Genomic DNA, 23,511 nt, shown 5'->3' with positions numbered 1-23,511 from the left:
TCATTCGCCTTTCAAGAGGGGGCACGAGCCCATCGCGTCCGTCTGCAGCGACAGCGCTCCGAGGGCGTCCCACGCGGCGCCGTAGTAGGTCGGCGTCGACTGCGCGAGCCGGTCGGCCGCCGCGAGGTCGGCCTGGGCTCCTGCGCGGTCCGATCCGCTCGCCCGAGCGGCCGCACGGGCCACGTAGCCGAGCGGGCTCTGATCGCTGTTGAGGGCCGTCCCGCCGAGGTCGAGCTGCATGGGCAGGGGGTCCTTGTCGGCGAGCGGTCCCGCCAGGCGGGCAGCGATCGCAGTGTCGGCGGGCTGGCACGACTGAGCGAACCGGATGGCGACGCGGCCGGCGTCGTAGCCGTACTGCACGGTCCCGGACGAGCCCGTGGGGCCGGGCAGCGGAGTGACCGAGCCGTCGGCGGCGACCTGCGACCAGTCGCTGGGGAGGGCGCTCGAATCGAGGATCTTCGTGGTGACCGTGCGAGTTCCTGCGAGCAGCTGAGACCAGCGGTCGTCTCCGGTGGCCTTCGCGAGCGCCTGGAAGCTCGATGGCGCCGCGTACGAGGCGTTGTACGACCAGGGGCCGTCGCCCTGCGCCCAGGGGCCCGGGAGCAGGATGCGCCCGTCGGGCGTCTGCACCGTCAGGTCGTCGATGATGTGACCGGCGAGCGTCTCTCCTGCGGTCGTCCACGAGGGATGGTCGAAGGTGGCGCCCGCCATCACGAGCGCGTGCGCCATGTCGACGTCGGCGTCCGACGCGGGCATCGGGTCGACGACGGCGCCGTCCTTCCACTGCCACGCCATGAGGCCGTCCGATCGCTGGAGGTTCGTCTTCGTCCACGTCCAGATCGACGCGAACGACTTCTCGTCGCCGAGAGCGGCCGCGACGAGCATGCCGTAGGCCTGCCCCTCGCTGACCGTGTCGTCGCCCTGGTCGCGGCGCACGACGCGACCGGCATCGTCTCCGCCCTGCTGCACGTAGTCGGCGAGGAACGCCGTGCCGATCTCGGTGGCACTCCGCGCAGGAACTGCGGAGCCGGAAGCACCCGGCGTCGAGGCCGCCTCCGGCGCCGGCGCACGGCCTCCCGGCAGCACGCCGGTCGCGAAGGCCGCCACCGTCGCCGTCGCCACCAGCGCCGCGGCGATGCCGACGGCCAGCAGGACCTTGCGCGCGGGGGCTACGGCGCGACCGCCTCGAACGGGAGGGCGGTCGGGATCAGCTCGGGGTGCGTGGCCTCGTAGCCGCCGCCGGTCTGGACGCCGCCCTTCGGGGTGGTGGTGGTCGCGGCGCTGTCGACGACGGGCACGATCGTGATGCCGTTCGAGGCGTTGTCGAGCACGAACAGCGTGTTGATGCTGCCCGAGGCGAGCTTCAGCGTCTTCGTGGCCTCGGCCTTCTTGTCACGGCCGTCCAGGTCGAGCTTCCACGTGCCGGCGCCGACGGACGCGTAGCCGGAGGCGCTGCCGAACGCGGCGTCCTCGGCAATTGCCGTGCCCGTGCTGGTGGCGACGCTGACGGTCTTCGACACCGTGGCCGCCTGAACGAGACGCACGCGAGCCTTGTCGGCCGCCGGCTTCGTCAGGTCGTCCTGGAAGACGTTCGTCTGCAGGTCGTCGTTGGTGCCGTACGCGACGACGGTGATCGGCTTGTCGGTCGCGACCGTGATCGAGGCGCTGATGACCGGCTTGGCCGACTTCGGGGCGTCCGACGCGGTCATCGCGACGGTGTAGCGGCCGGTCGGGAGCTGCTTGTAGGGGCTGACCTGGCCGTACTTGACGCCGTCGAGCTCGTAGACGGTCTGGCCTCCGGCGAACGCCGTGAGGCGCACGTCGACGGCCTTGGTGTCGGGCGAGAGGTGCCCGACGCGCACCCAGCCCTTGCCGGCGGCGGGGGCGGCGTCGGCGGACGAGCCGCCGAACAGGGCGGAGCCCAGGGCGAGGGCTGCGGCGACGAACAGGGCGAGGACGATCGCGACGCGCTGGAGGCGGACGAGGCGCTTGGCCTCGTCTCGGGGCACGCTCTGCGGCGAGCGGGAGGAGTGGATCAGGGTTGCCATGGCGGAACCTTTCTCGGGTGTGGTGCGGTGGTGCGGGTGGAATCCCGGTAGCGGCTGAGGGTCAGCCCAGGAGACCGGAGGGTTCGATCGCCGGGAACACGACCGTGGTGCCGCCGCTGGTCTGGGTGACCGTCGACGGGGCGTACTTGGAGCCGACCGAAGTCAGCCAGGTCTTGAGCTCGGCCGGCGTGCCGGCCCCGCTCGAGGTGATGACGAGGCTGCGGAAGTCCAGCCCCTCCTCGCCGGGCAGCGGGACGAGCGTCTTCATGTCGACCGGACCGGTCGCGAGCAGCTCGCTCAGGACGACCAGCGCCCGCGAGTCGAGCTGGCCGGCTTCGAGCTGCTTCTTGACCGCGTCCGAGCCCGTGAAGTTCGGGTTGGCGGCGATCTCCGTGCCGGCTGCGATCTGCGCCGCGTTCTCGGTCTCGGCCGTCTGCTTCGCGGCGGCCTCCCCCTGCGGGTGGATCTGGCGCACGTCGACCTGCTCCGTGCCCTCGCCGAAGGAGGCGACGACGGTGGAGTTCTTCAGGGCGTCCTGGACGTCGGGGCTGTTGGCCGCCGAGGTGCGGACCGAGTTGGTCGTGACGAGGTAGTCGCTGTCGCGCCAGCCGTTGGGCGACTGGGCCTCGACGGCGCCGTCGGTGTCGATCTTGTAGAACCAGATGACGTTGTCCTGGGCGAAGCCGTCCTTCACGAGGTCGACCCACATGGAGTCGTCGACGAGGAGGCGGGAGTCGTGCGGCACGTTGTCGTCGACCCACTGCTCGGCGCTCACCATCGGCTGATCGAGGTCGGAGAGCAGGAAGCCTCGCAGCTGCACGGTCCAGAGCGGCACGAGGGCGGCGATGGCGACCGCGGACGCCACCAGCCAGGCGGTCGCGCCGATGCGCGTGAGCGAGGTCGTGACCGCCCCGGCACGGCGAGCGCGGTACGCCTTCACCGCGGTGTCGCCGACCGCGGCCACGAGGAGCGCGCCGAACGGCAGCAGCATGATGACGTAGGGCACCGGCACGTAGCTGTTCGGGCGGAACATGACCGCCACGGCGAAGAGGACGAGCACGGCGAACGGTCGCGTGCGACGGAGGAACAGGCCGACGATCGCCGACAGCAGCCCCATCACGATGAAGACCTGGTCGAGGATCCACCACTGGTTGACGACCTTGAAGAACAGGCTGCCGGTGTCGAGGATCGAGCCGCTCGAGTCGCGGGTGCCGAGCTGGAAGCTGAGGCCGGAGATCAGGCTGGTGTGGCCGGGCCCCGGGATGAGCTCGCCGCGGACGGCCGCGAACACGACGTACGCCAGGCCGACGAGGGCGAGGACGGCGCCGGAGGTCGCCAGCGTGTAGCGGCGCGTCGAGCGGTCGGAGTTCCTGATCATGACCCAGGCCAGGAACGGCAGGGCGAGGAGGAACGTCTCTTTCGTCAGGACGGCGACACCGAAGGCGAAGGCCGACCCGATGAAGCCCGCGAGCTGGTTCTTGCGACTCAGAGCCAGGAGGAAGGCGAGGAGCAGCCACGGGACGGCCACATTGTCGAGGTACACGGTGCGGTGGAACTGCACGGCGAGGGGCGACAGCGCGAACACGGCGGTGGCGACGCCGGCTGCGGCGCGGCTGAGCTTCAGACGGCGCGAGAGCAGCCAGATCAGGATCGCCGACACGAGCGTGAAGAACAGCATGGCCTCGCGGCCCGCCATGACCGCCTGGTCGTAGCGCGCGAACGCGTTCGTCAGGCCGGTGTAGCCGGCGATCTGGATCCAGCCGAGCGGCGGATGGTCGTACCAGTACGTGTAGTGCGTGAGCTCGCCGAGGTGGCCGATCGCCCACGCCTGGGCGGTGTACGTGCCCTCGTCGTCGATCCGCTGCGGGGAGCCCGCCATGTTGAGGCGCTGCACCACGCCGCCGATCGCCAGGATCGGCAGCAGCACGAGGAGGGAGGCCGCGTGGCGGCGAAGCCAGCCGCCGGCGCGCGACGGCGGCCGGACCTCGACGGGCGGGGTCTCGGGGCGGAGGGTGCGGACCGAAGGGCGTTCCTGCGTCGTCGTCATCGCTCGTCTCCTGACGCCATGGCATAAGCGGGCTGGGGCTCGGCCGTGCGGCCTGCGCCGATGGGCGTGACGGTCGCACCCGTCTCGGTCGGCACGTCGGCGTCGCGGTGGGCGCCGGTGTGCTCGGTCTTCTCCCAGCCGTTCTGGCCGCGGAGCTGGCGGTAGACCGCGCGGACGGCTCCGAGGGCGAGGAACACCTGGTAGGGAATGAGACCCCAGATCAGGCGGAAGTAGTCGAGAGCGCGCACCTTAATGCCGTACGTGCGGCCGAACTCGGCGAGTCCGGTGATCTCGACAGCCAGGAGCACCAGGGTCGGCGCGAGCGGGATGAACGAGATGAGCGCGACGCCGGTGGGCACCTTCACGGTCAGCATCAGGATGATCGACACCGGGATCAGGAGGCCGGTGACCGCCTGGATGAAGGGCATCGTCAGCAGGTAGCGGGCGTAGAAGCGCTGGCGGAAGGTGGGGAGCTTCTTCCACTCGCCCTTCCCGAGCACCTGCATGAAGCCCTGGTTCCACCGGGTGCGCTGCTTGAGGAGCGACGTGAACGAGCCGGGGGTCTCTTCTCGGGTGACGACCTCGGGCGTGTACGCCACGACGACGTTGGCGCCAGCGCTCGAGAGGCGCACGCCGAGCTCGCAGTCTTCCGCAAGGCAGCCGGCATCCCAGCCCTCGGACCAGTCGAGCCACTTCTTGGTCACGAAGACCGTGTTGCCGCCGAGCGGGATGAACTTCGACTTGGCGTGGAAGTGGAGGCGCGAGCGGAACCAGAAGTAGTACTCGAGCACGTTGCGGAGGCTCCACCACGACGACTGGAAGTTCATCAGCTGCACGCCGCCCTGGACGACGTCGGCGCCGGTCTCGGTGAACTTCGAGTCGACCAGGCTGAGCAGGCGCGGGTGCACCTCGTCTTCGGCGTCGAACACGCCGACGATCTCGCCCTTGGCGGTCTGGAGCGCCAGGTTGAGCGCCTTCGGCTTGTTCTTCGGCACCGAGTCGTCGACGATCACGCGGATCAGCTCGGGGTGCCGAGCGGCGGCCTCGCGGGCGACCCGCTCGGTGCCGGGGTCGTCGTGCCCGACGATGGCGATGATCTCGAAGCCCTGGTGGTCCTGCTGCGCGAGGCGGTCGAGGGTCTGGCCCATGACCTCCTCCTCGTGGCGGCCCGGAACGAGCAGCGTGAAGGTGTGCTCGGCCTTCAGCGGGTTCTCGCTGAAGGCGGTGCCCGACAGGTTGTCCTTCGAGCGCCAGGCGTGGAGCATCCACCAGAGAGTCGACACCGCGACCGCGGTCAGCAGGAGCGCCACGATCACCATGGCCGAGTAGCCGACCCACTCGAGAGGGGTCCAGGCCGGCAGATGGAAGCCGACGGCCGAGGGGTCGACGCCGGTGGAGGCGCCGCGGTTGGGGACGAACGAGCCGTCCTGAGGGGCCTGCGGGGTGAGCAGCGGTGCGGGGTCGCCGGCTGCCGCGAGGGTGGTGAGGCGTGTCGGATCAAAGGACACGGGCGTCACTCTCCTTCGGGTGGATTGTGAGTGGTGCTTCGGGTGTGCGGGGCGGGTCTGGGTCCCGGCCCCGGGCCACGTCACCTGTTCGGGGGACGCTCCTTGGGTATGCGACTCGTTCGGGGGCCACGGAGCAGGGGTTTGGTCGGGGTACGGCATTTTCTTGCGATTGCCAGAAACCGGACACGAGCTGTTCACATGCGGCCCGGGTCGACGCGCGCGTAGTTTGGGCCTATGGAATTCAGATACCTCGGCAACTCCGGCCTCAAGATCTCCGAGATCACCTACGGCAACTGGCTCACCCACGGCTCGCAGGTCGAGAACGACGCGGCGACCGCCTGCGTGCGCGCGGCGCTCGACGTCGGCATCTCGACGTTCGACACGGCCGACGCCTACGCGAACACCGCCGCCGAGAAGGTCCTGGGCGACGCTCTCCACGGCCAGCGCCGCGAGTCGCTCGAGATCTTCACGAAGGTCTACTGGCCGACCGGACCTCGCGGCCACAACGACACCGGACTCAGCCGCAAGCACATCCTCGAGTCGATCGACGGGTCGCTGAAGCGCCTCGGAACCGACTACGTCGACCTCTACCAGGCGCACCGCTACGACTCCGAGACGCCTCTCGAAGAGACGATGCAGGCGTTCGCCGACGTGGTCCGCCAGGGCAAGGCCCTCTACATCGGCGTCTCGGAGTGGACCGCGGCCCAGATCCAGGCCGGACACGAGCTCGCGCAGAAGCACGGCATCCAGCTCATCTCGAACCAGCCGCAGTACTCCCTGCTGTGGCGCGTCATCGAGTCGGAGGTCGTGCCGGCGTCGAAGCAGTACGGCCTCTCCCAGATCGTGTGGTCTCCCGTCGCGCAGGGCATCCTCTCGGGCAAGTACAAGCCGGGGCAGGAACTCCCTGCCGGCTCCCGCGCCACCGACGAGAAGGGCGGCGCCTCCGCGATGAAGCGCTTCCTCAACGACGACGTGCTGACCGCCGTGGCGGGGCTCGAGCCGATCGCGGCCGACCTCGGCATGACGATGGCCCAGCTCGCCATCGCCTGGGTGCTGCAGAACGACAACGTCGCGTCGGCCATCATCGGCGCCTCGCGGCCCGAGCAGGTCGTCGACAACGTCAAGGCCGCAGGCGTGAAGCTGCCCGCCGAGGTCCTCGCGAAGATCGACGCCGCGGTCGGATCGATCGCCGAGCGCGACCCCGCCAAGACCGTGTCGCCCGATCAGCGCCCCGCCTGAACCGGGTCGTCTTTTCTCTCTGTTCCGTTTCGCGTCACCGGGAATAGTCCGGCTATAGATACGATTGCATGTATTCGTGGGTCGGTGACATGACACCGACCGACGAGACCTCAGACCACCTCACACGTTTGGAGCCCCCCATGGCCATCACCACCGAAACCATTCCCGGATACGTCGCCGGCACCTGGAACATCGACCCGATGCACTCCGAGCTCACCTTCTCGGTGCGCCACCTCGCGATCTCGAAGGTCAAGGGCAACTTCTCGAAGTTCGACGTCACCCTGACCACCGGCGAGTCGATCGTCGACTCGACCGTCGAGGCCACCATCGACATCGCCTCGATCTCGACCGGCAACGCCGACCGCGACGGCCACCTGCACTCCGACGACTTCTTCTCGACCGAGTCGCACCCCACCGCCACCTTCAAGTCGACCAAGGTCACGGAAGACGGCGACGACCTCCTCATCGACGGCGAGTTCACGATGAAGGGCGTCACCAAGCCCACCACGCTCAAGGCCGAGTTCGGCGGAATCGTCACGGACGGCTACGGCCAGACCAAGGCCGGCTTCTCGGCCAAGGGCAAGATCGACCGCACCGAGTTCGGCATCTCGTTCAACCAGAACCTCGAGAAGGGCGGCGTGCTGCTCGGAAACGACATCTCGTTCGACCTCGAGATCCAGGTCGTTCTCGCCTCGGCGTAAGCAGTCGCACACGAAGGGCCCGCGCCGTCGGCGCGGGCCCTTTCGCGTGCCCGAGCTCGGATCATCCGCCGACAGCGAACAGCACCTGGGAACACACTCCGCACATGCGGAGTTGTCCCTGATCCCGCCCCACCCCCGAGAGGACACCCGTGGACACCGACTGGATCTCCCTCCTCCGCACCGCGCACTCCGAGTTCGCCGCGCGCATCGCAGCCGTCCGCGACTGGGACGCCCCTACCCCCGACACCGACTGGACGACCCGCGACCTCGTGGCGCACGTCGTCGAGGACCAGCAGTGGGTCCCGCTCCTGCTCGCCGGCAAGTCGCACGCCGAGGCGCAGCTCGCGATCGCCCCGCTGGGCGATGACCTCGCCGCCGAGTGGCGCCGGTACGCGCCCGCGGCCCTCGACGCCTGGAAGTCGGTCGACCTGGCCCGAGCCGTCCAGCTCTCGTACGACACCGTCCGCGCCTCGGAGTACCTCGCCGAGCAGGTCGGCGACGTCACGATCCACACCTGGGACCTCTCCCGCGCCACCGGAACCAACGAAGACCTCGACGACGACCTCGTCGACGCCGTGTGGACCGTCTTCGAGCCGCAGGCCGACGCCCTCGCGTCGAGCGGCCTCTACGCGCCGGTCGTTCCCGTCTCAGCCGACGCATCGCTCCGGGTCCGCCTGCTCGCGCTGACGGGCCGCGACGCGAGCTGACCCTCAGTCCTCCATGGTTAGGTGGGCGCATGACCGACAACGAAGCCGGCTCGCCCGACGGCCCCTGGCTCGCCCACTACGCCCACGGCGTGCCCGCCGACATCGAGCCGGTCGTCGGCACCCTCGTCGATCTCATCGACGGGGCGGCCGACCGGTACCGCGGCCACGTGGCGCTGGAGTTCTTCGGGCGCGAGACCACCTACCGCGAGCTGCACGACGACATCCTCCGGGCCGCCGAGGGGCTGCGGCGCCTCGGAGTGCGGCGTGGCGACAGGGTCGCGATCCTGCTTCCCAACAGCCCTCAGCACGTCGTGGCGTTCTACGCGGTGCTGCGGCTCGGGGCCATCGTGGTCGAGCACAACCCGCTCTACACCGACCGCGAGCTGCGGCACCTGTTCGAAGACCACGAGGCCAAGGTCGCCATCGCCTGGGACAAGCTCTCCGACCGCCTCCGCGCCATGCCCAACGACCTCGCTTTCGACCGCGTCGTCGCCGTCGACCTCACGCGCGAGATGTCGGCAGCCACCCGGGCGGCGCTGAGGCTCCCCGTGCGACGCGCAAGGGAATCCCGGGCCGCACTGACCACGGCACGGCCGGTGCGCTCCCGCGGGCCCCTCTCGACGTGGGAGCAGCTCGTCGGCGGCCGGCGTCTCAGCAAGCGGCACGAACGGCCGAAGCTCGACGACGTCGCCCTCCTCCAGTACACGAGCGGCACGACCGGTCTGCCGAAGGGCGCCATCCTCAGCCACCGCAACCTCCGGAGCAACGTCGAGCAGGGGCGCGCCTGGGTGCCTGAGCTGAAAGACGGCGCGGAGACGATCTACGGCGTGCTGCCGTTCTTCCACGCCTACGGGCTGACGCTGTGCCTGACGTTCGCCATGCGCATCGGCGCCCGGCTCGTGCTGTTCCCGAAGTTCGACGTCGATCTCGTGCTGAAGGCGGCGAAGAAGCACCCGCCGACATTCCTGCCCGCCGTGCCGCCGATCTACCAGAGGCTCGCCGACGAGGCGGGCTCGCGGGGGTCGCGTCTCGGCAGGTGCCGCGTCGCCATCTCGGGCGCGATGAACCTCCCCGCGTCGACGATCACGGCGTGGGAGGCGGTCTCGGGCGGCATCCTCGTCGAGGGATTCGGCCTCACCGAGACGTCGCCGGTGGCGCTCGGCAACCCGCTCGGCCCGACACGGCGCCCCGGCACCGTCGGGCTGCCGTTCCCGTCGACCGACATCAAGGTCGTGCGGCGCGACGACATCACCGTCGAGCTGCCGTGCGGCGAGCCGGGCGAGCTGATGATCAAGGGACCGCAGGTGTTCCAGGGCTACTGGCGCCGCCCCGACGAGACCGCCGCCGTGCTGCCCGGCGACGGCTGGTTCCGCACCGGCGACATCGTCACCCTGAGCGACGACGGCTACGTCACCATCGTCGACCGAATCAAGGAGCTCATCGTCACCGGTGGCTTCAACGTCGCGCCCTCCGAGGTCGAGGACGCCGTCCGCAACCTCGACGGGGTGCTCGACGCCGCCGTGGTCGGGCTCCCGAAGGACGCCGGGGGCGAGGACGTCACCGCCGTCGTCGTGCTCGAACCGGGCGCGCGCTTCGACGAGGCGGCCGCCCGGGCGGCACTCCGTGAGCACCTCGCCGGCTACAAGGTGCCGCGGCACCTGTTCGTCGTCGACGAGCTGCCGCGCAACCTCATCGGCAAGGTGCTGCGCCGGCAGGTGCGGGAGGAGCTCATCGCGCGGCGCGCCTGAGCCGTCGGCGCGCCTGCCTGGGAACGACGATGGTCACGAACCGAGTACGGTGCACCAATGACCGACGACAAGAAGACCACCACGACCACGCACACCTCGGACGGCGACGGCACCACCGAGAAGACCACGACGACGACTCACGAGGAGACCACGTCGACCAGCACCTCCGACGACTGACCGGCGCGTCGCGCCCGCGCTGAGAGGCCTCTGGGAGCCACCGGCACCGTACCGCGCCATCCGCGGGCCTCTCGCGTCGCCGTCGCGCTCATCGCGCCGCCGCCGCCGATGCCGCGAGGAGCGCCACAGTGAAGATCGCCCAGTCGTTGAGGATGTGGGCGCCCGTGCTGACGAGGATGTTCTTCGTCCGGATGTAGGCCAGCGTCAGGACGAGTCGAGCGACGCCGATGATGAGGAACGCCTGCGCGAAGTTCCACTGGTACGTCGGCAGGTGCGCCGCGCCGAACCACGCGGCCGTCACGAACCAGGCGATGAGGAGCGCGTGCTTCCGCGAGAGTCCGGCCTTCGTGCAGAACGCCATCACCGCCAGGAACGGCAGGATCGTGAACAGTTCCTCGCCGAAGATCTGCACGGCTGTTCCGAGGTAGAAGGCGAATGCTTCCCCGGCACTGTGGATGCCGTCCGCTGCCGGGTTGGCGTTCGCGCCGAAGAACGCCTTCACGATGATCCCGACCAGGAACGACACGACGAAGTTGAGCACGGCGAACACGACCATGAGGCCGAAGTCGCGGGGGCGGATACGCCGCAAGATGCTTGACCACTGGCGGCGGGTGAAGGCAATGAAAACAGCCAGTTGGACAGCCGGAAAAAGGAATCTCGAGACCAGCGCCTGCACGTTGCTAGTCGCCGGATAGAAGATGAGAACCGCGAATCCTGCGGCGCAACCGAGGATGACGACGATCCACTTCCAGGTCGCCAGCTCGAACGGGACACCGTTGTAGAACGGGAAATCCCGGCCGTCAGGCCTCTCTATCGCTTTTCCGTATCTCTGGTCGTTCTCCGCTGGTGGGGTCGGAGAATCCACTGCTTCGGTCGATGACATCGCGTTGCTCTCTGATCGCAACGAGCCGGCCTTGGCTCAGAAACGACTCTAATCAGGCGCACAGCCACTGCCAAGACCCGGTCGAGGCGAGGTCATGACCGAGCGGCTCGCACGAGACCGACGACCTCGACTCAGGTCTGCGACTGGAGCGCATCCGTCAGCTGCTGGAAGTACCCGACCGCACTGATCGAGCTGAGCACGAGACCGACGACCTCGATGAGGATGAGCACCCACACCGGCCAGAGCCCGCGGCCCGGTGCGACTCGGCGGACGATCACCGACCGGCCGATCACGTAGACGGGCGACGACAGGAAGCTCCAGGCCCAGTGGAACGGCCTCACGACGCCCACTCGGAGCAGCCGCCGATAGTCCGCCACGGCGAGCAGGACGCTCACCCCGTACAGGGCAAGGCTGGCCAGGAGCACGGCGATGTATTGCGGCGTGTAGATCGACGACGGATCGACAGTCGGCGTGCCGGACGGCCCGACCTCGATGATCCGGAACTTCGGCCGGTACGACAGGGTCAGGGGCCACACCACGAGCGGCAGCAGAACGATCACCCAGATCAACGCCCCGTAGATCGGCGCACCCGGCGCGAGCTCGGGTCTCACCGGGTTCGCCATCGCCACGGCCTGCGGCCCGCCGGCGGGAGCAGTCAGAGCCGTCCACACCACTCCGTCCCACCACCGGGTGCCAGGACCCCCTTCAGGATCCGCGTACCACCCGGGGCCCACCTCCGGACGCGATCCATCAGACATGGCACTCCCCCTTCGAGTTCAATAGCTGAGGAAGATTCGGGCTCCCTCGCCGGTGCTCACTGTAGGTCATACCGGCTCGCACCTTCACGGCAGAGCCGATGACTGCACTCCGCATGCCCTCGGCAGGGCCGGATGACCTGGCGCTCCCGGGGCCAGGGCCGCAGGACCGGCCTCACCTCGGGCACACGAGCTCGAACGCCCTCCACATCTGATCGGGCCGGGCGATCAGGCACGGCATCCCCAGGGCCGCGCCGCCGGCGTCGTCGTGAGCGGAGTCGCCGATCATCAGGCAATCTCGCGGGTCGCTGTCGAGCCGATCGGCCGCGAGCTGGAAGATCCGCGGATCGGGCTTCACAGAGCCGACCTCGTACGACAGGACGACCGCGTCGAGCGCGGAGGCGATCCCCCAGCCCTCCAACGCGGGGCGGATGTCGAGCGCGATGTTCGACAGGATCGCCAGACGGATCCCTGCACCGGACGCCCGGACGATGAAGTCCCGTGCCCCGTCGTTCAGCACCCATTGATTCGGCATCGTCTCGTAGAGCGCCTCGGCGAAGTCGAGCGGTATGGCCTGGCCGCGGGTCACCGTCGAGACGAAAGCGTGCCTGTGCGCTGCGGCATCGAGATCCCAGTCCAGGGTCGGGAAGAGCTCTCTCGCATCGCCCCAGACCGTCCGGATCCTCCCCACGGCCGCCGACTTCGACGCGGGGCGGCTCGCCACGCGCGCCCCCGCCTCGGCGATCCAGTTCTCCATCGATCCCACGACCGCCGTCGTGTTGTGGAAATCGAGGAGGACGGCGCGGGGCCGGCCGGTCGATCGCTCGTGCTCGACAGGCGCTCCGCGGCCGAGTCGATCGTCGTCCGCAGGCGAATCGCCGTGTCCACTCATGATCCGACCCTAGGCGGGCCGGCTCCTAAGATCACGCTGTGGTGTCAGATGCACAGGCCTCCTACTCGCGGCGGGCCGTCGAATACGCCGAGCAGCTGGGCACGATGAGGGCGGTCCACCGGGCGGACGCGCACCTGGTGACGTCGTGGGCCGTCGAGCTGAACGGACCCCTCCTCGACGCGGGATGCGGCCCCGGTCACTGGGCCGCGCACCTCTCCGACCAGGGATGCGAGGTCCGCGGCGTCGACCAGGTGCCCGAGTTCATCGACCATGCTCGCAGGAACTCCCCCGACATTCCTTTCGTCGTCGCCACTCTCAATGCTCTCCCGGACGCTCCCGACAGCTACGCGGGAGTGCTCGCCTGGTACTCGCTGATCCACCACGAGCCCCGCAGCATCCGGCGCGCTCTGAGCGAGTTCGCCCGAGTCCTGCAACCCGGTGGCGCGCTCCTGGTGGGCTTCTTCACCGGGCCCGAGGTCGAGGCGTTCGACCACGCGATCACGACGGCCTACCGCTGGCCTCCCGATGCTCTCGGCATCGAGTTGCGCGACGCCGGGTTCGAGGTGATCGAGACGCACACGCGAACCGGGCCCGACCCGGGCCCGCGGCCGCACGGCGCCGTTCTCGCACGCCTCCGAGACTGACGAAGGAGCGACCACCACCGCACAGGGTGCGGGACACTGTCCTGATGACGACCGACGCAGCCACGCACGACGACCGCTACGACCGGAAGGTCGGCCGCCGCGACGTCCGGGACTGGCGCACGAAGACCGGCAGGCGGCTGGCCGAGCGTCACGACCGCCTCGCGTCCCGCGTCGGTGCGAGGCGAGCGCTCGTCGCGACGCTGGCGATCGGCGGCGGCGTCGCAGTCGTCGCGTCGGTCGGCGCGTCCTGGATCTACGACGGCGTCACCAGCCGTAACGGCATCGAGAGCCTCGACGGGCCCGCGTTGAAGCTGGCGAAGAGCCTGCGGTCACCGGCGGCGAACGCCGCCGCAGCGGCGATCGCCCGAGGTTTCGGCCCCGTCGGCATGCCCGTCCTCGCGCTCGGCACAGCCGCCGCGCTGGCCGCGCGACGACGCGAGCTGACACCGGTGATCCTGATGACGGCAGCCGGAGCCGGCTCGCTGGCGATGACGCTCGCGGGCAAGAACATCATCCACCGCAACCGCCCGCACCGCCGCGACGCGATCGCGCCGTACGAGAAGTCGCCGTCGTTCCCGTCGGGCCACACGCTGAACGCCACGACGGTGCTCGGCACCGTCGCCTACCTGTACGCCTTGAACCAGAAGCGCAACGCACCCCAGACGGCCGTCATCGGGGCGGCGGCCGCGACCGCCGTCACCGTGGGGCTCTCTCGAGTCCTGCTCGGCGCGCACTGGTTCACCGACGTCGCCGTCGGCTGGACCACCGGCACCGGCTGGCTGTCGCTGATCGTGACCAGCCACCGCCTCTTCCTGACGAGCACCGACCGCGACAGCTGACGGCCAGGCGCGGCCCGCCCGACGCCGAATCACCGGCCCGACGACGTCTGCCCGGCGAGCGCTCTAAGCCGCCTGCGGTGCCCGCATCTGGAACCACTGCAGCATCTGCCTCAGCGCCGGCTGATTGCCGAAGCCCGGTGTGCTGTCGGCGAGGTCGTCGAAGGTGGCTCGATAGCCGGGGATCTGGTCGGCGAGGTCGTCCGAGGCGGGCTCGTAGCCCATCGACCAGGACGGGAAGAGGCGCTCACCCTCTTCGTCTTCCACCAGGACCGACACGTCGGTGTGGCGGGGGTCGGCCGAGATGACGCGCAGCCGATCGCGGACGACCTCGTCGTCTCCCTCGAGCACCTGGATGAACTGGCCGTCCCGGTAGAGGAGGAAGCCCGTGAGGCCGAGGCGCCGGTTGTTCGACCGGCTGTTCATCAGGAGCGTGGCGAGGGTGTCGTCGTCGAAGGTGTCGACGGCGGTGCTCGTGTACACGAGTGACAGCATGCGTATCTCCCAGGATCGAAGACTCCAGCGTGCCTGATCGCCGTGCCCCGGGACAGCCCCAGCACGGGGGTGTGTCGTTTCGCCCGGCGGTTGATTGAGTTGTCGCAGGGTGATCGCAGACGGTCCCCGGTTACGGAGCGTTCCATGCCGCCGACCTCGAGCCGCGGTCCAGCTCGCGAGCCCGCTCCCCCGGCGCGACCCTGCTCGGCGTGCGGTGCCACGACCCGCAAGGAGCTGAACCGGTTCTACGGCACTGCCCTCTCCGTGCACCGGGTCCTCCTGGTCTGTCCGGCGTGCGGGTGGATCGGATTCGAGCCCACGCCGCCCCGCCTCGCCACCTGAACGACCCTCGCGCGTCAGTCCGTATCGACGATGCCGAGCCGCGCACGCCGAGCCCGCGCGTACTTCGCGGCGACGGGCTCCGGGCCGAGGAGCTCCCCGATGCCCTTCAGCACGACGCCGGTCGCGGCACGGCCGGGCAGCACGCGGTTGGGGCGCACGCCGAGCAGTTCCTGAAAACGTGGCGAGATGGTCGTCACGGCGCCGTCGAAGAGCACCGGGTAGCCGGCCCGCAGCACCGGAAAGAGCGGCGGCCGGCGCAGGAACTTCACCACGTCGTCGGTCCGCCCGCTGCGCTCGAGCACCCCGCGCTCGTCGAACCCGGCCAGCTGCGCCTGCATCTCGTCGACGGAGCGCGGCGGGTTCTCCACCCCCATCAGCTCGCCCGCGACGGCCCACTCGCGCACGTAGGCGTCCGGCCCGCCGGGGATCGGCTCGCCCCAGGCCAGAGCCGCCTGCAGGAAGGAGTCGGCGAAGGCCATGTGCACCCACGACAGGAGGTCCTGGTCGTTGGCGGCGTAGTCGTGCGAGACCCCGTGGCGGTCGTGGTACGAGCCGGTGACGCGCTCGTGGATCTTGAGCACGAAGTTCGAGGCGGCCACGGCGTCGGCGCGGCTGCCGTACGACACCGTGAAGATCCAGCGGATGGTGCCCGCCAGGCGGCCGAGCGGGTCTTCGCGGTAGCGGGAGTGGTCGTGGACCCCGGCGAGCGCACCCGGGTGGAGGGCCTGCACGAGGAGGGCGCGGACACCGGCGGGGATCGTCGACATTCCGCCGTGAACGGACCAGACCGCTGAGCCGGGGCCGAAGAGGCCGGGATCGTCGCCGACGCCGAGATCCTGCACCCATTGCGGGGTACCGGTGCGCTGGCCGTTGAACGTGAACTGCAGGCGGGACCGGATCGGCTCGGTCGCCGCTTTCATGAACGAGGTGGCTGGCACCCACTCAGTGAATGCCAGCCACCTGGGAGAACGCGACCGCTAGTCGCCGTGGGCCTCGACGGAGACGTCGTTCCAGTCGTTCCACGTCGCGAGGCGCGACTCGTAGTCCTTGGTCGCGATGCCGAGGGGTGCCTTGCCGAAGAAGATGCGGAGCGGCGGCTTGTCGGCGTCGACGACCTTCAGGATGGCCGTGCGGGTGGCCTTCGGGTCGCCCGGGTCGGCGGCCGACGGACGCTTCGACGCGGCCTCCCGGACCTCGGCGTAGGCGGCGATCTCGTCGCTGCGCGAGGCGGACGGGCCCGACCAGTCGGTCGAGAAGCCGCCGGGCTCGATCAGGGTGACGTCGATGCCGAAGCCGGCGACCTCCTGCGAGAGCGACTGCGAGAAGCCCTCGAGGGCCCACTTCGAGGCGTGGTAGGCGCCGACCGTCGGGAAGGCGCTGATGCCGCCGATGCTCGAGACCTGGATGACATGGCCCGACCCCTGCTCGCGCATGATCGGAATAGCCGCCTGCGTCACCCAGAAGGCGCCGAAGAGGTTCGTCTCGAGCTGGGCGCGGAGCTCCTCCTCGGTGACCTCCTCGATCATTCCGAAGTGGCCGTAGCCGGCGTTGTTGATGACGACGTCGAGTCGTCCGAAATGCTCGGCCGCCTGCGCGACGGCTGCGAAGTCGGCGTCGCGGTCGGTGACGTCGAGCGTCAGCGGCAGCACGTTCTCGCCGAACTTCTCGACCAGCTCGTCGAGCGTGTCGATCTTGCGCGCCGTCGCTGCGACCCTGTCGCCGCGCTCCAGGGCCGCCTCGGCCCACTCGCGGCCGAAGCCCTTCGATGCTCCGGTGATGAACCAGACCTTGCTCACAATGTGTCCTCTCGGGTGGTGTTCCGAGCAGTCAACTCCCGCACGCTGGGCGCTGCTCCGCTAACTTGCACTCCGAACCTTCTAGAGTGGCCTGGTGAGCATCGACAGCGCGCGTCCCTGGCTTGACAGCTACGCCCCCGGCATTCCGCACGACATCGAACCGCCGACGGGGTCCCTTATCGACCTCGTGCGCGACACGGCCGCGAAGTACCCGTCGGCCACGGCGCTCGAGTACTTCGGCGCCGAGACCAACTACAGCAGCCTGGTCGAGCAGATCCAGCGGGCCGCCGAGGGCCTGCGGAAGCTGGGCGTGAAGAAGGGCGACACGGTCGCTCTGATCCTGCCGAACTGCCCGCAGCACATCGTGGCGTTCTACGCAATCCTGCGCCTCGGCGCCATCGTCGTCGAGCACAACCCGCTCTACACGCCCCGCGAGCTCGAGCACCAGTTCGTCGACCACGGCGCCCAGTTCGCCATCGCGTGGGACAAGGTGGTGGCCACCATTCAGAAGTTCCCGGCCGAGGTGCCGATCCAGGCGATCGTCTCCGTCGACGTGACCAAGGCGATGCCGCTCAAGACCCAGCTGGCCCTGCGCCTTCCGGTGAAGCGCGCGCGCGAGTCGCGCGCCCGCCTCACCACGACGGTCACCGGCACGACGACCTTCGAGAAGCTCATGTCGTCGCCGAGGATCTCGGCCGACCACCCTCGTCCGGCCACAGACGACCTCGCTCTCATCCAGTACACGTCCGGCACGACCGGCAGCCCCAAGGGCGCCATGCTGTCGCACTTCAACCTGCTCGCCAACGCGGCCCAGTGCCAGGCATGGATCCCGCAGGTCAAGGAGGGCGAGAGCGTCGTCTACGCCGTTCTGCCGATGTTCCACGCCTACGGACTCACGCTCTGCCTCACGTTCGCCATGCGCATGGGGGCGCGCCTCGTGCTCTTCCCCGCCTTCGAGCCCGCGCTCGTGCTGGCCGCGATGAAGAAGCACCCGCCGACGTTCCTTCCGGCCGTGCCGCCGATCTACCAGCGGCTGCAGCGCGCCGCCGACGACGCGGGCGCGTCGCTCGAGGGCATCGAGATCGCGATCTCGGGTGCCATGCCCCTCTCGGCCTCCGTGGTCGAGCCGTGGGAGGAGCGTTCCGGGGGGTGGCTGATCGAGGGCTACGGCCTCAGCGAGACGTCGCCGGTGCTGATGGCCAACCCGGTGTCGGACGCCCGCCGCGCAGGCACCGTGGGTCTTCCGCTTCCGAGCACCGAGATCCGCGCCGTCGACCCCGAGAACCCGACGCACGACGTGCCCAAGGGCGAGCGCGGCGAGCTGATCGTCCGTGGGCCGCAGGTATTCAGCGGCTACTACCGCCGCCCCGAGGAGACCGACGAGGTCTTCGTCGACGGCTGGTTCCGCACCGGCGACATCATCACGATCGACGACGACGGATTCGTCGCCATCGTCGACCGGATCAAGGACCTCATCATCACCGGCGGCTTCAACGTCTCGCCCTCCGAGGTCGAAGACACTCTGCGGCAGTTCCCCGGTGTGGCCGACGTCGCCGTCGTCGGTCTCGGCAGCAGCGAGAACGAGCAGGTCACCGCTGCCATCGTCGTCGAGCCCGGCGTCACGCTCGACGAGGCCGGCCTGCGTGAGTTCGCCCGCGAGAACCTCGCCGCCTACAAGGTGCCGCGCCGCATCGTCATCGTGAAAGACCTGCCGAAGTCGCTCATCGGAAAGGTAATCCGCCGCCACGTGAAGGAGCAGCTGCTCAAGAAGTAGCAGCCGCCTCGATGTCGTCGAGGTGGCGCGACACCGCGTCGTAGACTCGGCGCTGGGCGTCGAGAGACGACCGCCAGCCGTCGACGTGCGTGAGCGCGTGGTCGGCACCCTTGATGGTGATCAGGTCGGCCGCAGCGTCGCTGGCTTCGGCCGGCAGCCACATCGCGTCGGCATCGCCGCCGATGGCGAGGCCCGTGGTGTCGAGTTCCTGCATCGCCGCCGTCACGGCTTCGGCCGTCATCACCGGGGTGAGCCAGATGCCGGGGACCTTCTCGCGCACGGCCCACGGCAGCGCGAACGAGCCGAACGACTTCGCGACGACGAGGCGCCGAGCGGTCGCGCCGACGAAGGCCTGCTCGGTCGCCCGCTCGACGAACGAGACGGGGTCGACGTCGTCCGGGACGATCCACGACACGGCCCGCACCTGCCACCCGCGCTCGGCAAGGAGCCGGCCGCACCAGTAGAGAAGAGGCGCCTGGGCGGTGTAGCCGGTGCCGGGCAGGAGCACGGCGACGTCGGGGCTGTCGGGGTTCGCGATGATCGTCGAGTCGGTCATGCGGGTCACGGTAGCCGACGGCCCTGCGCTGCGCCCGAGCAGGATAGGCACACCTAACGCACGCACGACGTGTCTGGCAAGGTACGCTCTACTGCTTGCACTCCCGAGACCCTGGAGCGCCCAGTTCAGCAAGGAGAGACATTGGGATCCCTCATCTACGGTTCCACCTCGATCGAGATCGAGTTCGAGGATCGCACTCTTGAGCACCTCCAGATCGTCATCGCCACGAAGCTCCGCCGTCGCGAATCGTTCTTCTTCTCGTGGCGCGACCCGCAGAAGGTCGGCGACGGCCGCTCCAGCCTCTGGATGGACCCCGGCATCCCGCTCTACTTCAAGTACAACGGCGGCCGGGTGCCGTCGATCAGCCGCAGCTGGCTCGCCGAGCTGACCGCGAGCGCCAACAGCTCGTCGGGCCTCGTGCTCTCGGACGAGCCGTCGCTCGACAACAGCGCCAAGCCGTAACGCGCGGCCCCGCGATCAGGCGCGGGCGGCCGACCTCTTCTTCAGCACGATCGCCAGGGCGCGCCAGCCGATCAGGAAGACGGCGTTGACGATGAGGGCGACGATCACGAAGCTCGTCGCGACGCCCTGGTCGCTGACGTTGCGGAGCAGCATTCCGCCGACGACCGTGGCGATCCAGATGATCGCGCCCGAGTAGACGGTGACGAACGGCCAGCGGAAGCCGATCACGAAGAGCCAGCCGATCACGAGGCCGGTGACGAACGGCCACGCGGTCGTCGCGATGCCGACGAGCGCGTTCGACTCGTCGTGGCTGCGGCGGCCGATGAGCACGAAGGCGAGCACGAGCGCGAGGTCGAACACGAACGACCACCACGGCGCGCGGGGGTAGACCGACTTCGGGATCATCAGCGCGACCGCGGGTTCTCGAGGGCCTGCGCGAGCTCGGCGAGGAGCTCGTCGATCTGCGGTTCGACGAGGCGGTCGACGGCGTCGGAGATCCGGCGGCGGTGCTCGACGAGGGCGAGGCAGACGGAGGTGCCGACCTGACGGGCGTGGTCGTCGGCGAGTTCGAGTTCGGTGCGCAAGGCCTTCTTCGCTTCTTCGGAGTAGGGGGCGGGGGGTTCGGCGGCGGGCGGAGCGACGGGCCGGTCTCTCTCGGCGAGCTCCGCGAGCGTGAAGAGGAAGGGCTGGCCGGGCTCGGGCTCCGGATCGATCTCGAGGCCCTGGAATTCGAGGGCGAGACCCTCGTCGGGCTTGTAGCCGCCGGTCTCGGGCTCGGCCGCCTTGGCGAGCTCGCGCGCGACCATCGGCAGGTTCCTGGCGGTGTAGTCGTCGACCGCCTCGTCGATGATCGCCTGCATGCGACTCAGCAGTGCGTGCTGCACGGCGTGGGGCACGTCGTGGTCGAAGCCGGCGGCCGTCGCGATCGGCGAGCCGAAGCACTGTCGGCAGACGCGGGTGCGCGCCCGGGAGGTGCCGACCTGCCAGCGCGGAAGCCAGCGGAGAAACGCGTCGACTCCGCTGCGGACGCGCCCCTCGATCGAATCGGCCATGCCTCATGGTAGGCCGACGCGCCCGGGAATCCGTGGGGGCGCGCGCCGCGAACGGAGCGTAGCGTGCGGGACACCATCGAAGGAGCCCCCCATGAGCGACATCCACGGCCACGACGCCGAGCGCCCCGAGCCCGACCCCGCCGCCGAGCACGGCGACAGCCCCGACGAGGTCGACACGGTCGACGCCGAAGACACGACGCCCTTCCACAACCCGGCCGAGGCCGAGGTCGACAGCGAGCTGGGCGGGCACCTCCCCCTCCGCTAGCCGACCTAGAATGGGCTGATGGTGGCGAGACGATGGGCGGCGTTCGTCGCGGCCCTCGTGATGATCTCCGTCGTCGCGGCTCCGACGTCAGCCAGCGCCTCCACCGCCACCGGCCCCTACGTCGCCCTGGGCGACTCGTACGCGTCGGGCTACGGCCTCCCTGAGGCCACCGGCGAGCCCGTGTCCGGATGCGGCCAGTCGCGTCTCGACTACCCGCATCTCCTGGCGCGAGAACTGGCCCTCCCCCTCACCGACGTCACGTGCGCCGGCGCCACCACCTCCGACGTGGTCAGCCGGCGGCAGCTCGGCGCGCAGCCCCAGGTCGCCGCCCTCAGCGACTCCACCAGGCTCGTCACCATCACCATCGGCGGCAACGACGCCGACCTGATCGGAACCGTCGCCCGATGCATCGCCGTGTCCGCGAACGGCCCCGTGTTCTCCACCGGCGATGACAGCTGCAAGGCGACGCTCGAGAGAGACGGGGTGAACACGCTGAACCGGTCGATCGACGACACGGTCGTGCCCAAGGTGCGTGCCGCTTTCCGCGACATCGCTCGTGCGGCGCCCAACGCGCGCGTGTTCGTCGTGGGTTACCCGGCGCTGTTCCCGAACGCCGCGAGCGTCCCGGCTGGCGGGTGCTTCCGGTCGGTGGCCGACGGATCGGGCTTCGTCGGCGACGGGTTCCCCTTCACGACGACCGACGTCGCGTTCCTCGGCGGCATGCAGTCGCACCTCGACGGCGCTCTGCGCTCCGCCACGCAGCGCGCCGGGTTCACCTACGTGTCGACTCTCGCCGGCAGCTACGCGCACTCCGCCTGCGCCACCTCCGACTCGTACCTCGAGGGCATCACGCTGTCAGCCGACTCGACGTTCTCGTCGATCACTCTGGCCGACGGAGCCCTGCACCCGAACGAGCGCGGCACCCGGTACCTGGCGACGCAGACGGCCGACGCGATCCGCGCGGCCGCCACGACGCCGCCCGCGTCACCGGCAACGGCCGATGCGGGCGGATTCCCGCTGGTGTGGCTCGTGCTCGCCGGCATCGTCGTCGTGTTCGCGGCGATCGTGCTCCTCGTGGCGCGCAGCATCCGCCGATCGCGGCGCGACCAGAGCTGACGGGACCGAGCCGACGCGGCTGGCCGACGGGGGCTGGCCGACAGGGGGCCTGCCCTGCAGGGGGGCTAGGGCGCCGTCACGAAGTCGATGAGCTCCTCGACGCGGCCGAGGAAGGCAGGCTCGAGGTCGGCGAAGGTGCGCACCTGCCCGAGGATCCTCTGCCACGCGCGGGCGATGTCGGCCTGCTCCTCGTGCGGCCAGCCGAGGGCCTGGCAGATGCCGTGCTTCCACTCGATCGAGCGCGGGATCACCGGCCATTCCGCCAATCCGACGCGGGCGGGCTTCACCGACTGCCACACGTCGACATAGGGGTGCCCGACCACGAGCACGTTGGCATCCGACACGGCCGCGGCGATGCGGCTCTCCTTCGAGCCCTTCACCAGGTGGTCGACGAGCACGCCGACACGACGGCCGGGACCGGGCCGGAACTCCTTCAGCACGTCGGCGAGGTTGTCGACGCCCTCCAGGTATTCGACCGCGACACCCTCGACCCGGAGGTCGTGGCCCCAGACCTTCTCCACCAGCTCGGCGTCGTGTCGCCCCTCGACGAAGATGCGACTGGGGAGCGCTGTACGGGCCTTGGCGTCCTGCACGGCGAACGACCCGGAGGCCGACCTCATGCGCCCCTGCGGGGCCGCCTGCGGGTAGCGCAGGCGCACCGGCTCGCCGTCCATGGCGAACGACGCGGTCAACGGGAAGGCCCGCACCCGATCCTTCCAGTCGACGAGCTCGACCGTCTGCGCCTCGACGCGCACGACGGCACCGGTGAAGCCCGAGACCGTCTCCTCCACCACGAGGTCGCGGACGGCGTCGACGACGCGGGGCTCCGGTCGCTTCGACTTCTTCCAGGCGCCTCCCGCCAGGACGTCGTCGCCGTAGCGGTCGAAGTCGGTCATGCCGTGCGCCTCCGGGCCTGCTCCTGCGCGGCTCGCGACGGAGGTTGGAAGCCGTCGGCGAACGCCCAGACCGCGAACACGAGGAGCGCGATGATGTAGAGGATCGAGATGATCACCGGCAGCCACGGCGACTCCAGCAGGCCGTTCTTCTGCGACACCAGTGCGGCCACGACCTCCGCCGCCAGGAACCAGAAGGTGATGCCGATGGCGCGCGACACGTAGATCGCGAACCGGTGGCGCATCTCGCGGATGCGGTCGCGTCCGCCGCCCTTCCAGTAGACGGCATGGGGAACCAGGATGTGGCGTGCCGGCATGAAGGCGAGCGCGGCCGAGGCCACCACCCAGATGCCGATCACGATCAGGCCGGTGATCACGACCACGATCTCGAGGTCGCTCCGGGAGGCAGCGAGGCCTTTCTTCCCGGCCGACGACCAGATCAGGATCGTGTGCGCGGGCAGCTGCCGGGAGGCGACGAGGAGCGCCACGACGACGGCTGCCATGCCGATCGCCGCGGGCCGCAGGGGCGCGAGCCACCATGCCGCTCCCCGCGCTGTGCCGGAGCTCACGTCGGA

At 69.8% G+C, this 23,511-nt stretch carries 25 protein-coding genes; 10 read left to right on the top strand and 15 right to left on the bottom strand.

Going from position 1 to position 23,511, the window contains the following annotated elements:
• The 4 genes from AC3CBB_RS02200 to AC3CBB_RS02185 form a co-directional block, all read right to left on the bottom strand.
• The gene (locus AC3CBB_RS02200; protein WP_488625816.1) at positions 1–1,122 is read right to left on the bottom strand and encodes a family 8 glycosyl hydrolase; all 1,122 of its coding nucleotides are present in this window, start codon (positions 1,120–1,122) and stop codon (positions 1–3) included.
• Positions 1,123–1,169: 47 nt separating this feature from the next.
• Positions 1,170–2,048 (bottom strand): DUF4397 domain-containing protein, encoded by an 879-nt coding sequence (locus AC3CBB_RS02195; RefSeq protein WP_488625815.1) that lies wholly within the window; start codon positions 2,046–2,048, stop codon positions 1,170–1,172.
• Between the two features lie 61 nt (positions 2,049–2,109).
• Positions 2,110–4,095, bottom strand: a complete 1,986-nt coding sequence (locus AC3CBB_RS02190; RefSeq protein WP_488625814.1) for an ArnT family glycosyltransferase — start codon at positions 4,093–4,095, stop codon at positions 2,110–2,112.
• Entirely contained in the window at positions 4,092–5,603 is a 1,512-nt protein-coding gene (locus AC3CBB_RS02185) for a glycosyltransferase family 2 protein (protein ID WP_488625813.1), read from the bottom strand. Before AC3CBB_RS02185 ends, AC3CBB_RS02190 begins: the two co-directional genes overlap by 4 nt.
• A gap of 234 nt (positions 5,604–5,837) precedes the next feature.
• On the opposite strand from AC3CBB_RS02185, the gene AC3CBB_RS02180 reads away from it, so the two are divergent.
• From AC3CBB_RS02180 to AC3CBB_RS02165, 4 genes are all read left to right on the top strand, one after another.
• Positions 5,838–6,842 (top strand): aldo/keto reductase family protein, encoded by a 1,005-nt coding sequence (locus AC3CBB_RS02180; protein ID WP_123506125.1) that lies wholly within the window; start codon positions 5,838–5,840, stop codon positions 6,840–6,842.
• 140 nt (positions 6,843–6,982) lie between these two features.
• Positions 6,983–7,543 carry a YceI family protein gene (locus AC3CBB_RS02175; RefSeq protein ID WP_123506126.1) on the top strand — a complete coding sequence of 187 codons (561 nt, stop codon included), beginning with the start codon at positions 6,983–6,985 and terminating at the stop codon, positions 7,541–7,543.
• A gap of 149 nt (positions 7,544–7,692) precedes the next feature.
• Positions 7,693–8,250 carry a TIGR03086 family metal-binding protein gene (locus AC3CBB_RS02170; RefSeq protein WP_488625812.1) on the top strand — a complete coding sequence of 186 codons (558 nt, stop codon included), beginning with the start codon at positions 7,693–7,695 and terminating at the stop codon, positions 8,248–8,250.
• A 29-nt stretch (positions 8,251–8,279) separates the two neighbouring features.
• A complete protein-coding gene (locus tag AC3CBB_RS02165; RefSeq protein ID WP_488625811.1) occupies positions 8,280–9,998 on the top strand; it encodes a long-chain-fatty-acid--CoA ligase in 1,719 nt (572 codons plus the stop codon).
• 265 nt (positions 9,999–10,263) lie between these two features.
• On the opposite strand, the gene AC3CBB_RS02160 is transcribed toward AC3CBB_RS02165, so the two are convergent.
• From AC3CBB_RS02160 to AC3CBB_RS02150, 3 genes are all read right to left on the bottom strand, one after another.
• Complete coding sequence (locus tag AC3CBB_RS02160; RefSeq protein WP_123506129.1) at positions 10,264–11,058, bottom strand: CPBP family intramembrane glutamic endopeptidase; 795 nt, start codon at positions 11,056–11,058, stop codon at positions 10,264–10,266.
• 131 nt (positions 11,059–11,189) lie between these two features.
• Positions 11,190–11,816, bottom strand: a complete 627-nt coding sequence (locus AC3CBB_RS02155; RefSeq protein ID WP_488625810.1) for a DUF2510 domain-containing protein — start codon at positions 11,814–11,816, stop codon at positions 11,190–11,192.
• A 172-nt stretch (positions 11,817–11,988) separates the two neighbouring features.
• A complete protein-coding gene (locus tag AC3CBB_RS02150; RefSeq protein WP_488625809.1) occupies positions 11,989–12,705 on the bottom strand; it encodes an HAD family hydrolase in 717 nt (238 codons plus the stop codon).
• A gap of 38 nt (positions 12,706–12,743) precedes the next feature.
• On the opposite strand from AC3CBB_RS02150, the gene AC3CBB_RS02145 reads away from it, so the two are divergent.
• Positions 12,744–13,349 (top strand): class I SAM-dependent methyltransferase, encoded by a 606-nt coding sequence (locus AC3CBB_RS02145; protein WP_488625808.1) that lies wholly within the window; start codon positions 12,744–12,746, stop codon positions 13,347–13,349.
• A gap of 44 nt (positions 13,350–13,393) precedes the next feature.
• On the top strand, positions 13,394–14,188 hold the full coding sequence (locus AC3CBB_RS02140) for a phosphatase PAP2 family protein (RefSeq protein WP_488625807.1): 795 nt from the start codon (positions 13,394–13,396) through the stop codon (positions 14,186–14,188).
• 63 nt (positions 14,189–14,251) lie between these two features.
• Here the strand turns inward: AC3CBB_RS02140 and AC3CBB_RS02135 are convergent, their stop codons facing one another.
• The 3 genes from AC3CBB_RS02135 to AC3CBB_RS02125 all read right to left on the bottom strand — a co-directional run bounded on the left by AC3CBB_RS02135 (position 14,252) and on the right by AC3CBB_RS02125 (position 16,818).
• Positions 14,252–14,680 (bottom strand): BLUF domain-containing protein, encoded by a 429-nt coding sequence (locus tag AC3CBB_RS02135; RefSeq protein WP_488625806.1) that lies wholly within the window; start codon positions 14,678–14,680, stop codon positions 14,252–14,254.
• Positions 14,681–15,036: 356 nt separating this feature from the next.
• Positions 15,037–15,960, bottom strand: coding sequence for an oxygenase MpaB family protein (locus AC3CBB_RS02130; protein WP_488625805.1), 924 nt, complete (start codon positions 15,958–15,960; stop codon positions 15,037–15,039).
• A gap of 39 nt (positions 15,961–15,999) precedes the next feature.
• Entirely contained in the window at positions 16,000–16,818 is an 819-nt protein-coding gene (locus AC3CBB_RS02125) for an SDR family oxidoreductase (protein ID WP_199738258.1), read from the bottom strand.
• Between the two features lie 91 nt (positions 16,819–16,909).
• Between AC3CBB_RS02125 and AC3CBB_RS02120 the strand changes: the two genes are divergently transcribed.
• On the top strand, positions 16,910–18,592 hold the full coding sequence (locus AC3CBB_RS02120) for a long-chain-fatty-acid--CoA ligase (protein ID WP_488626698.1): 1,683 nt from the start codon (positions 16,910–16,912) through the stop codon (positions 18,590–18,592).
• On the opposite strand, the gene AC3CBB_RS02115 is transcribed toward AC3CBB_RS02120, so the two are convergent.
• Positions 18,582–19,148 carry a hypothetical protein gene (locus AC3CBB_RS02115; protein ID WP_488625804.1) on the bottom strand — a complete coding sequence of 189 codons (567 nt, stop codon included), beginning with the start codon at positions 19,146–19,148 and terminating at the stop codon, positions 18,582–18,584. The two genes, AC3CBB_RS02120 and AC3CBB_RS02115, sit on opposite strands and share 11 nt — an antisense overlap.
• A gap of 141 nt (positions 19,149–19,289) precedes the next feature.
• Here AC3CBB_RS02115 and AC3CBB_RS02110 point away from each other — a divergent pair, with 141 nt between their 5' ends.
• Positions 19,290–19,610, top strand: a complete 321-nt coding sequence (locus AC3CBB_RS02110) for a DUF7882 family protein (RefSeq protein WP_123506138.1) — start codon at positions 19,290–19,292, stop codon at positions 19,608–19,610.
• A 15-nt stretch (positions 19,611–19,625) separates the two neighbouring features.
• Here AC3CBB_RS02110 and AC3CBB_RS02105 read toward each other — a convergent pair whose 3' ends face one another.
• Both AC3CBB_RS02105 and AC3CBB_RS02100 read right to left on the bottom strand, forming a co-directional pair.
• Positions 19,626–20,015: a DUF3054 domain-containing protein gene (locus AC3CBB_RS02105; RefSeq protein WP_488625803.1), complete on the bottom strand. Its 390-nt coding sequence runs from the start codon at positions 20,013–20,015 to the stop codon at positions 19,626–19,628.
• On the bottom strand, positions 20,015–20,662 hold the full coding sequence (locus AC3CBB_RS02100) for a spermidine/putrescine ABC transporter substrate-binding protein (protein ID WP_123506140.1): 648 nt from the start codon (positions 20,660–20,662) through the stop codon (positions 20,015–20,017). Before AC3CBB_RS02100 ends, AC3CBB_RS02105 begins: the two co-directional genes overlap by 1 nt.
• Before the next feature lie 91 nt (positions 20,663–20,753).
• Between AC3CBB_RS02100 and AC3CBB_RS02095 the strand changes: the two genes are divergently transcribed.
• Together AC3CBB_RS02095 and AC3CBB_RS02090 are read left to right on the top strand one after the other, a co-directional pair.
• Positions 20,754–20,927: a hypothetical protein gene (locus AC3CBB_RS02095; protein WP_488625802.1), complete on the top strand. Its 174-nt coding sequence runs from the start codon at positions 20,754–20,756 to the stop codon at positions 20,925–20,927.
• Between the two features lie 18 nt (positions 20,928–20,945).
• The gene (locus AC3CBB_RS02090) at positions 20,946–22,043 is read left to right on the top strand and encodes an SGNH/GDSL hydrolase family protein (RefSeq protein ID WP_488625801.1); all 1,098 of its coding nucleotides are present in this window, start codon (positions 20,946–20,948) and stop codon (positions 22,041–22,043) included.
• 65 nt (positions 22,044–22,108) lie between these two features.
• Here AC3CBB_RS02090 and AC3CBB_RS02085 read toward each other — a convergent pair whose 3' ends face one another.
• Complete coding sequence (locus tag AC3CBB_RS02085; RefSeq protein WP_488625800.1) at positions 22,109–22,939, bottom strand: DUF3097 domain-containing protein; 831 nt, start codon at positions 22,937–22,939, stop codon at positions 22,109–22,111.
• On the bottom strand, positions 22,936–23,505 hold the full coding sequence (locus tag AC3CBB_RS02080) for a hypothetical protein (RefSeq protein WP_488625799.1): 570 nt from the start codon (positions 23,503–23,505) through the stop codon (positions 22,936–22,938). The genes AC3CBB_RS02085 and AC3CBB_RS02080 overlap by 4 nt, the downstream gene beginning before the upstream one ends.
• Positions 23,506–23,511: the final 6 nt, after the last annotated feature.

Source organism: Frondihabitans sp. OV104 (assembly GCF_057787745.1).
This window is presented reverse-complemented; position numbering and strand designations above follow the sequence as displayed.

Coding starts and splice junctions, on each gene's coding strand:
- AC3CBB_RS02190 (WP_488625814.1), bottom strand. CDS start 4,095: ATGACGACGACGCAGGAACGCCCTTCGGTCCGCACCCTCCGCCCCGAG.
- AC3CBB_RS02150 (WP_488625809.1), bottom strand. CDS start 12,705: ATGAGTGGACACGGCGATTCGCCTGCGGACGACGATCGACTCGGCCGC.
- AC3CBB_RS02100 (WP_123506140.1), bottom strand. CDS start 20,662: ATGGCCGATTCGATCGAGGGGCGCGTCCGCAGCGGAGTCGACGCGTTT.
- AC3CBB_RS02195 (WP_488625815.1), bottom strand. CDS start 2,048: ATGGCAACCCTGATCCACTCCTCCCGCTCGCCGCAGAGCGTGCCCCGA.
- AC3CBB_RS02115 (WP_488625804.1), bottom strand. CDS start 19,148: ATGACCGACTCGACGATCATCGCGAACCCCGACAGCCCCGACGTCGCC.
- AC3CBB_RS02140 (WP_488625807.1), top strand. CDS start 13,394: ATGACGACCGACGCAGCCACGCACGACGACCGCTACGACCGGAAGGTC.
- AC3CBB_RS02165 (WP_488625811.1), top strand. CDS start 8,280: ATGACCGACAACGAAGCCGGCTCGCCCGACGGCCCCTGGCTCGCCCAC.
- AC3CBB_RS02175 (WP_123506126.1), top strand. CDS start 6,983: ATGGCCATCACCACCGAAACCATTCCCGGATACGTCGCCGGCACCTGG.
- AC3CBB_RS02105 (WP_488625803.1), bottom strand. CDS start 20,015: ATGATCCCGAAGTCGGTCTACCCCCGCGCGCCGTGGTGGTCGTTCGTG.
- AC3CBB_RS02095 (WP_488625802.1), top strand. CDS start 20,754: ATGAGCGACATCCACGGCCACGACGCCGAGCGCCCCGAGCCCGACCCC.
- AC3CBB_RS02160 (WP_123506129.1), bottom strand. CDS start 11,058: ATGTCATCGACCGAAGCAGTGGATTCTCCGACCCCACCAGCGGAGAAC.
- AC3CBB_RS02135 (WP_488625806.1), bottom strand. CDS start 14,680: ATGCTGTCACTCGTGTACACGAGCACCGCCGTCGACACCTTCGACGAC.
- AC3CBB_RS02085 (WP_488625800.1), bottom strand. CDS start 22,939: ATGACCGACTTCGACCGCTACGGCGACGACGTCCTGGCGGGAGGCGCC.
- AC3CBB_RS02090 (WP_488625801.1), top strand. CDS start 20,946: ATGGTGGCGAGACGATGGGCGGCGTTCGTCGCGGCCCTCGTGATGATC.
- AC3CBB_RS02180 (WP_123506125.1), top strand. CDS start 5,838: ATGGAATTCAGATACCTCGGCAACTCCGGCCTCAAGATCTCCGAGATC.
- AC3CBB_RS02155 (WP_488625810.1), bottom strand. CDS start 11,816: ATGTCTGATGGATCGCGTCCGGAGGTGGGCCCCGGGTGGTACGCGGAT.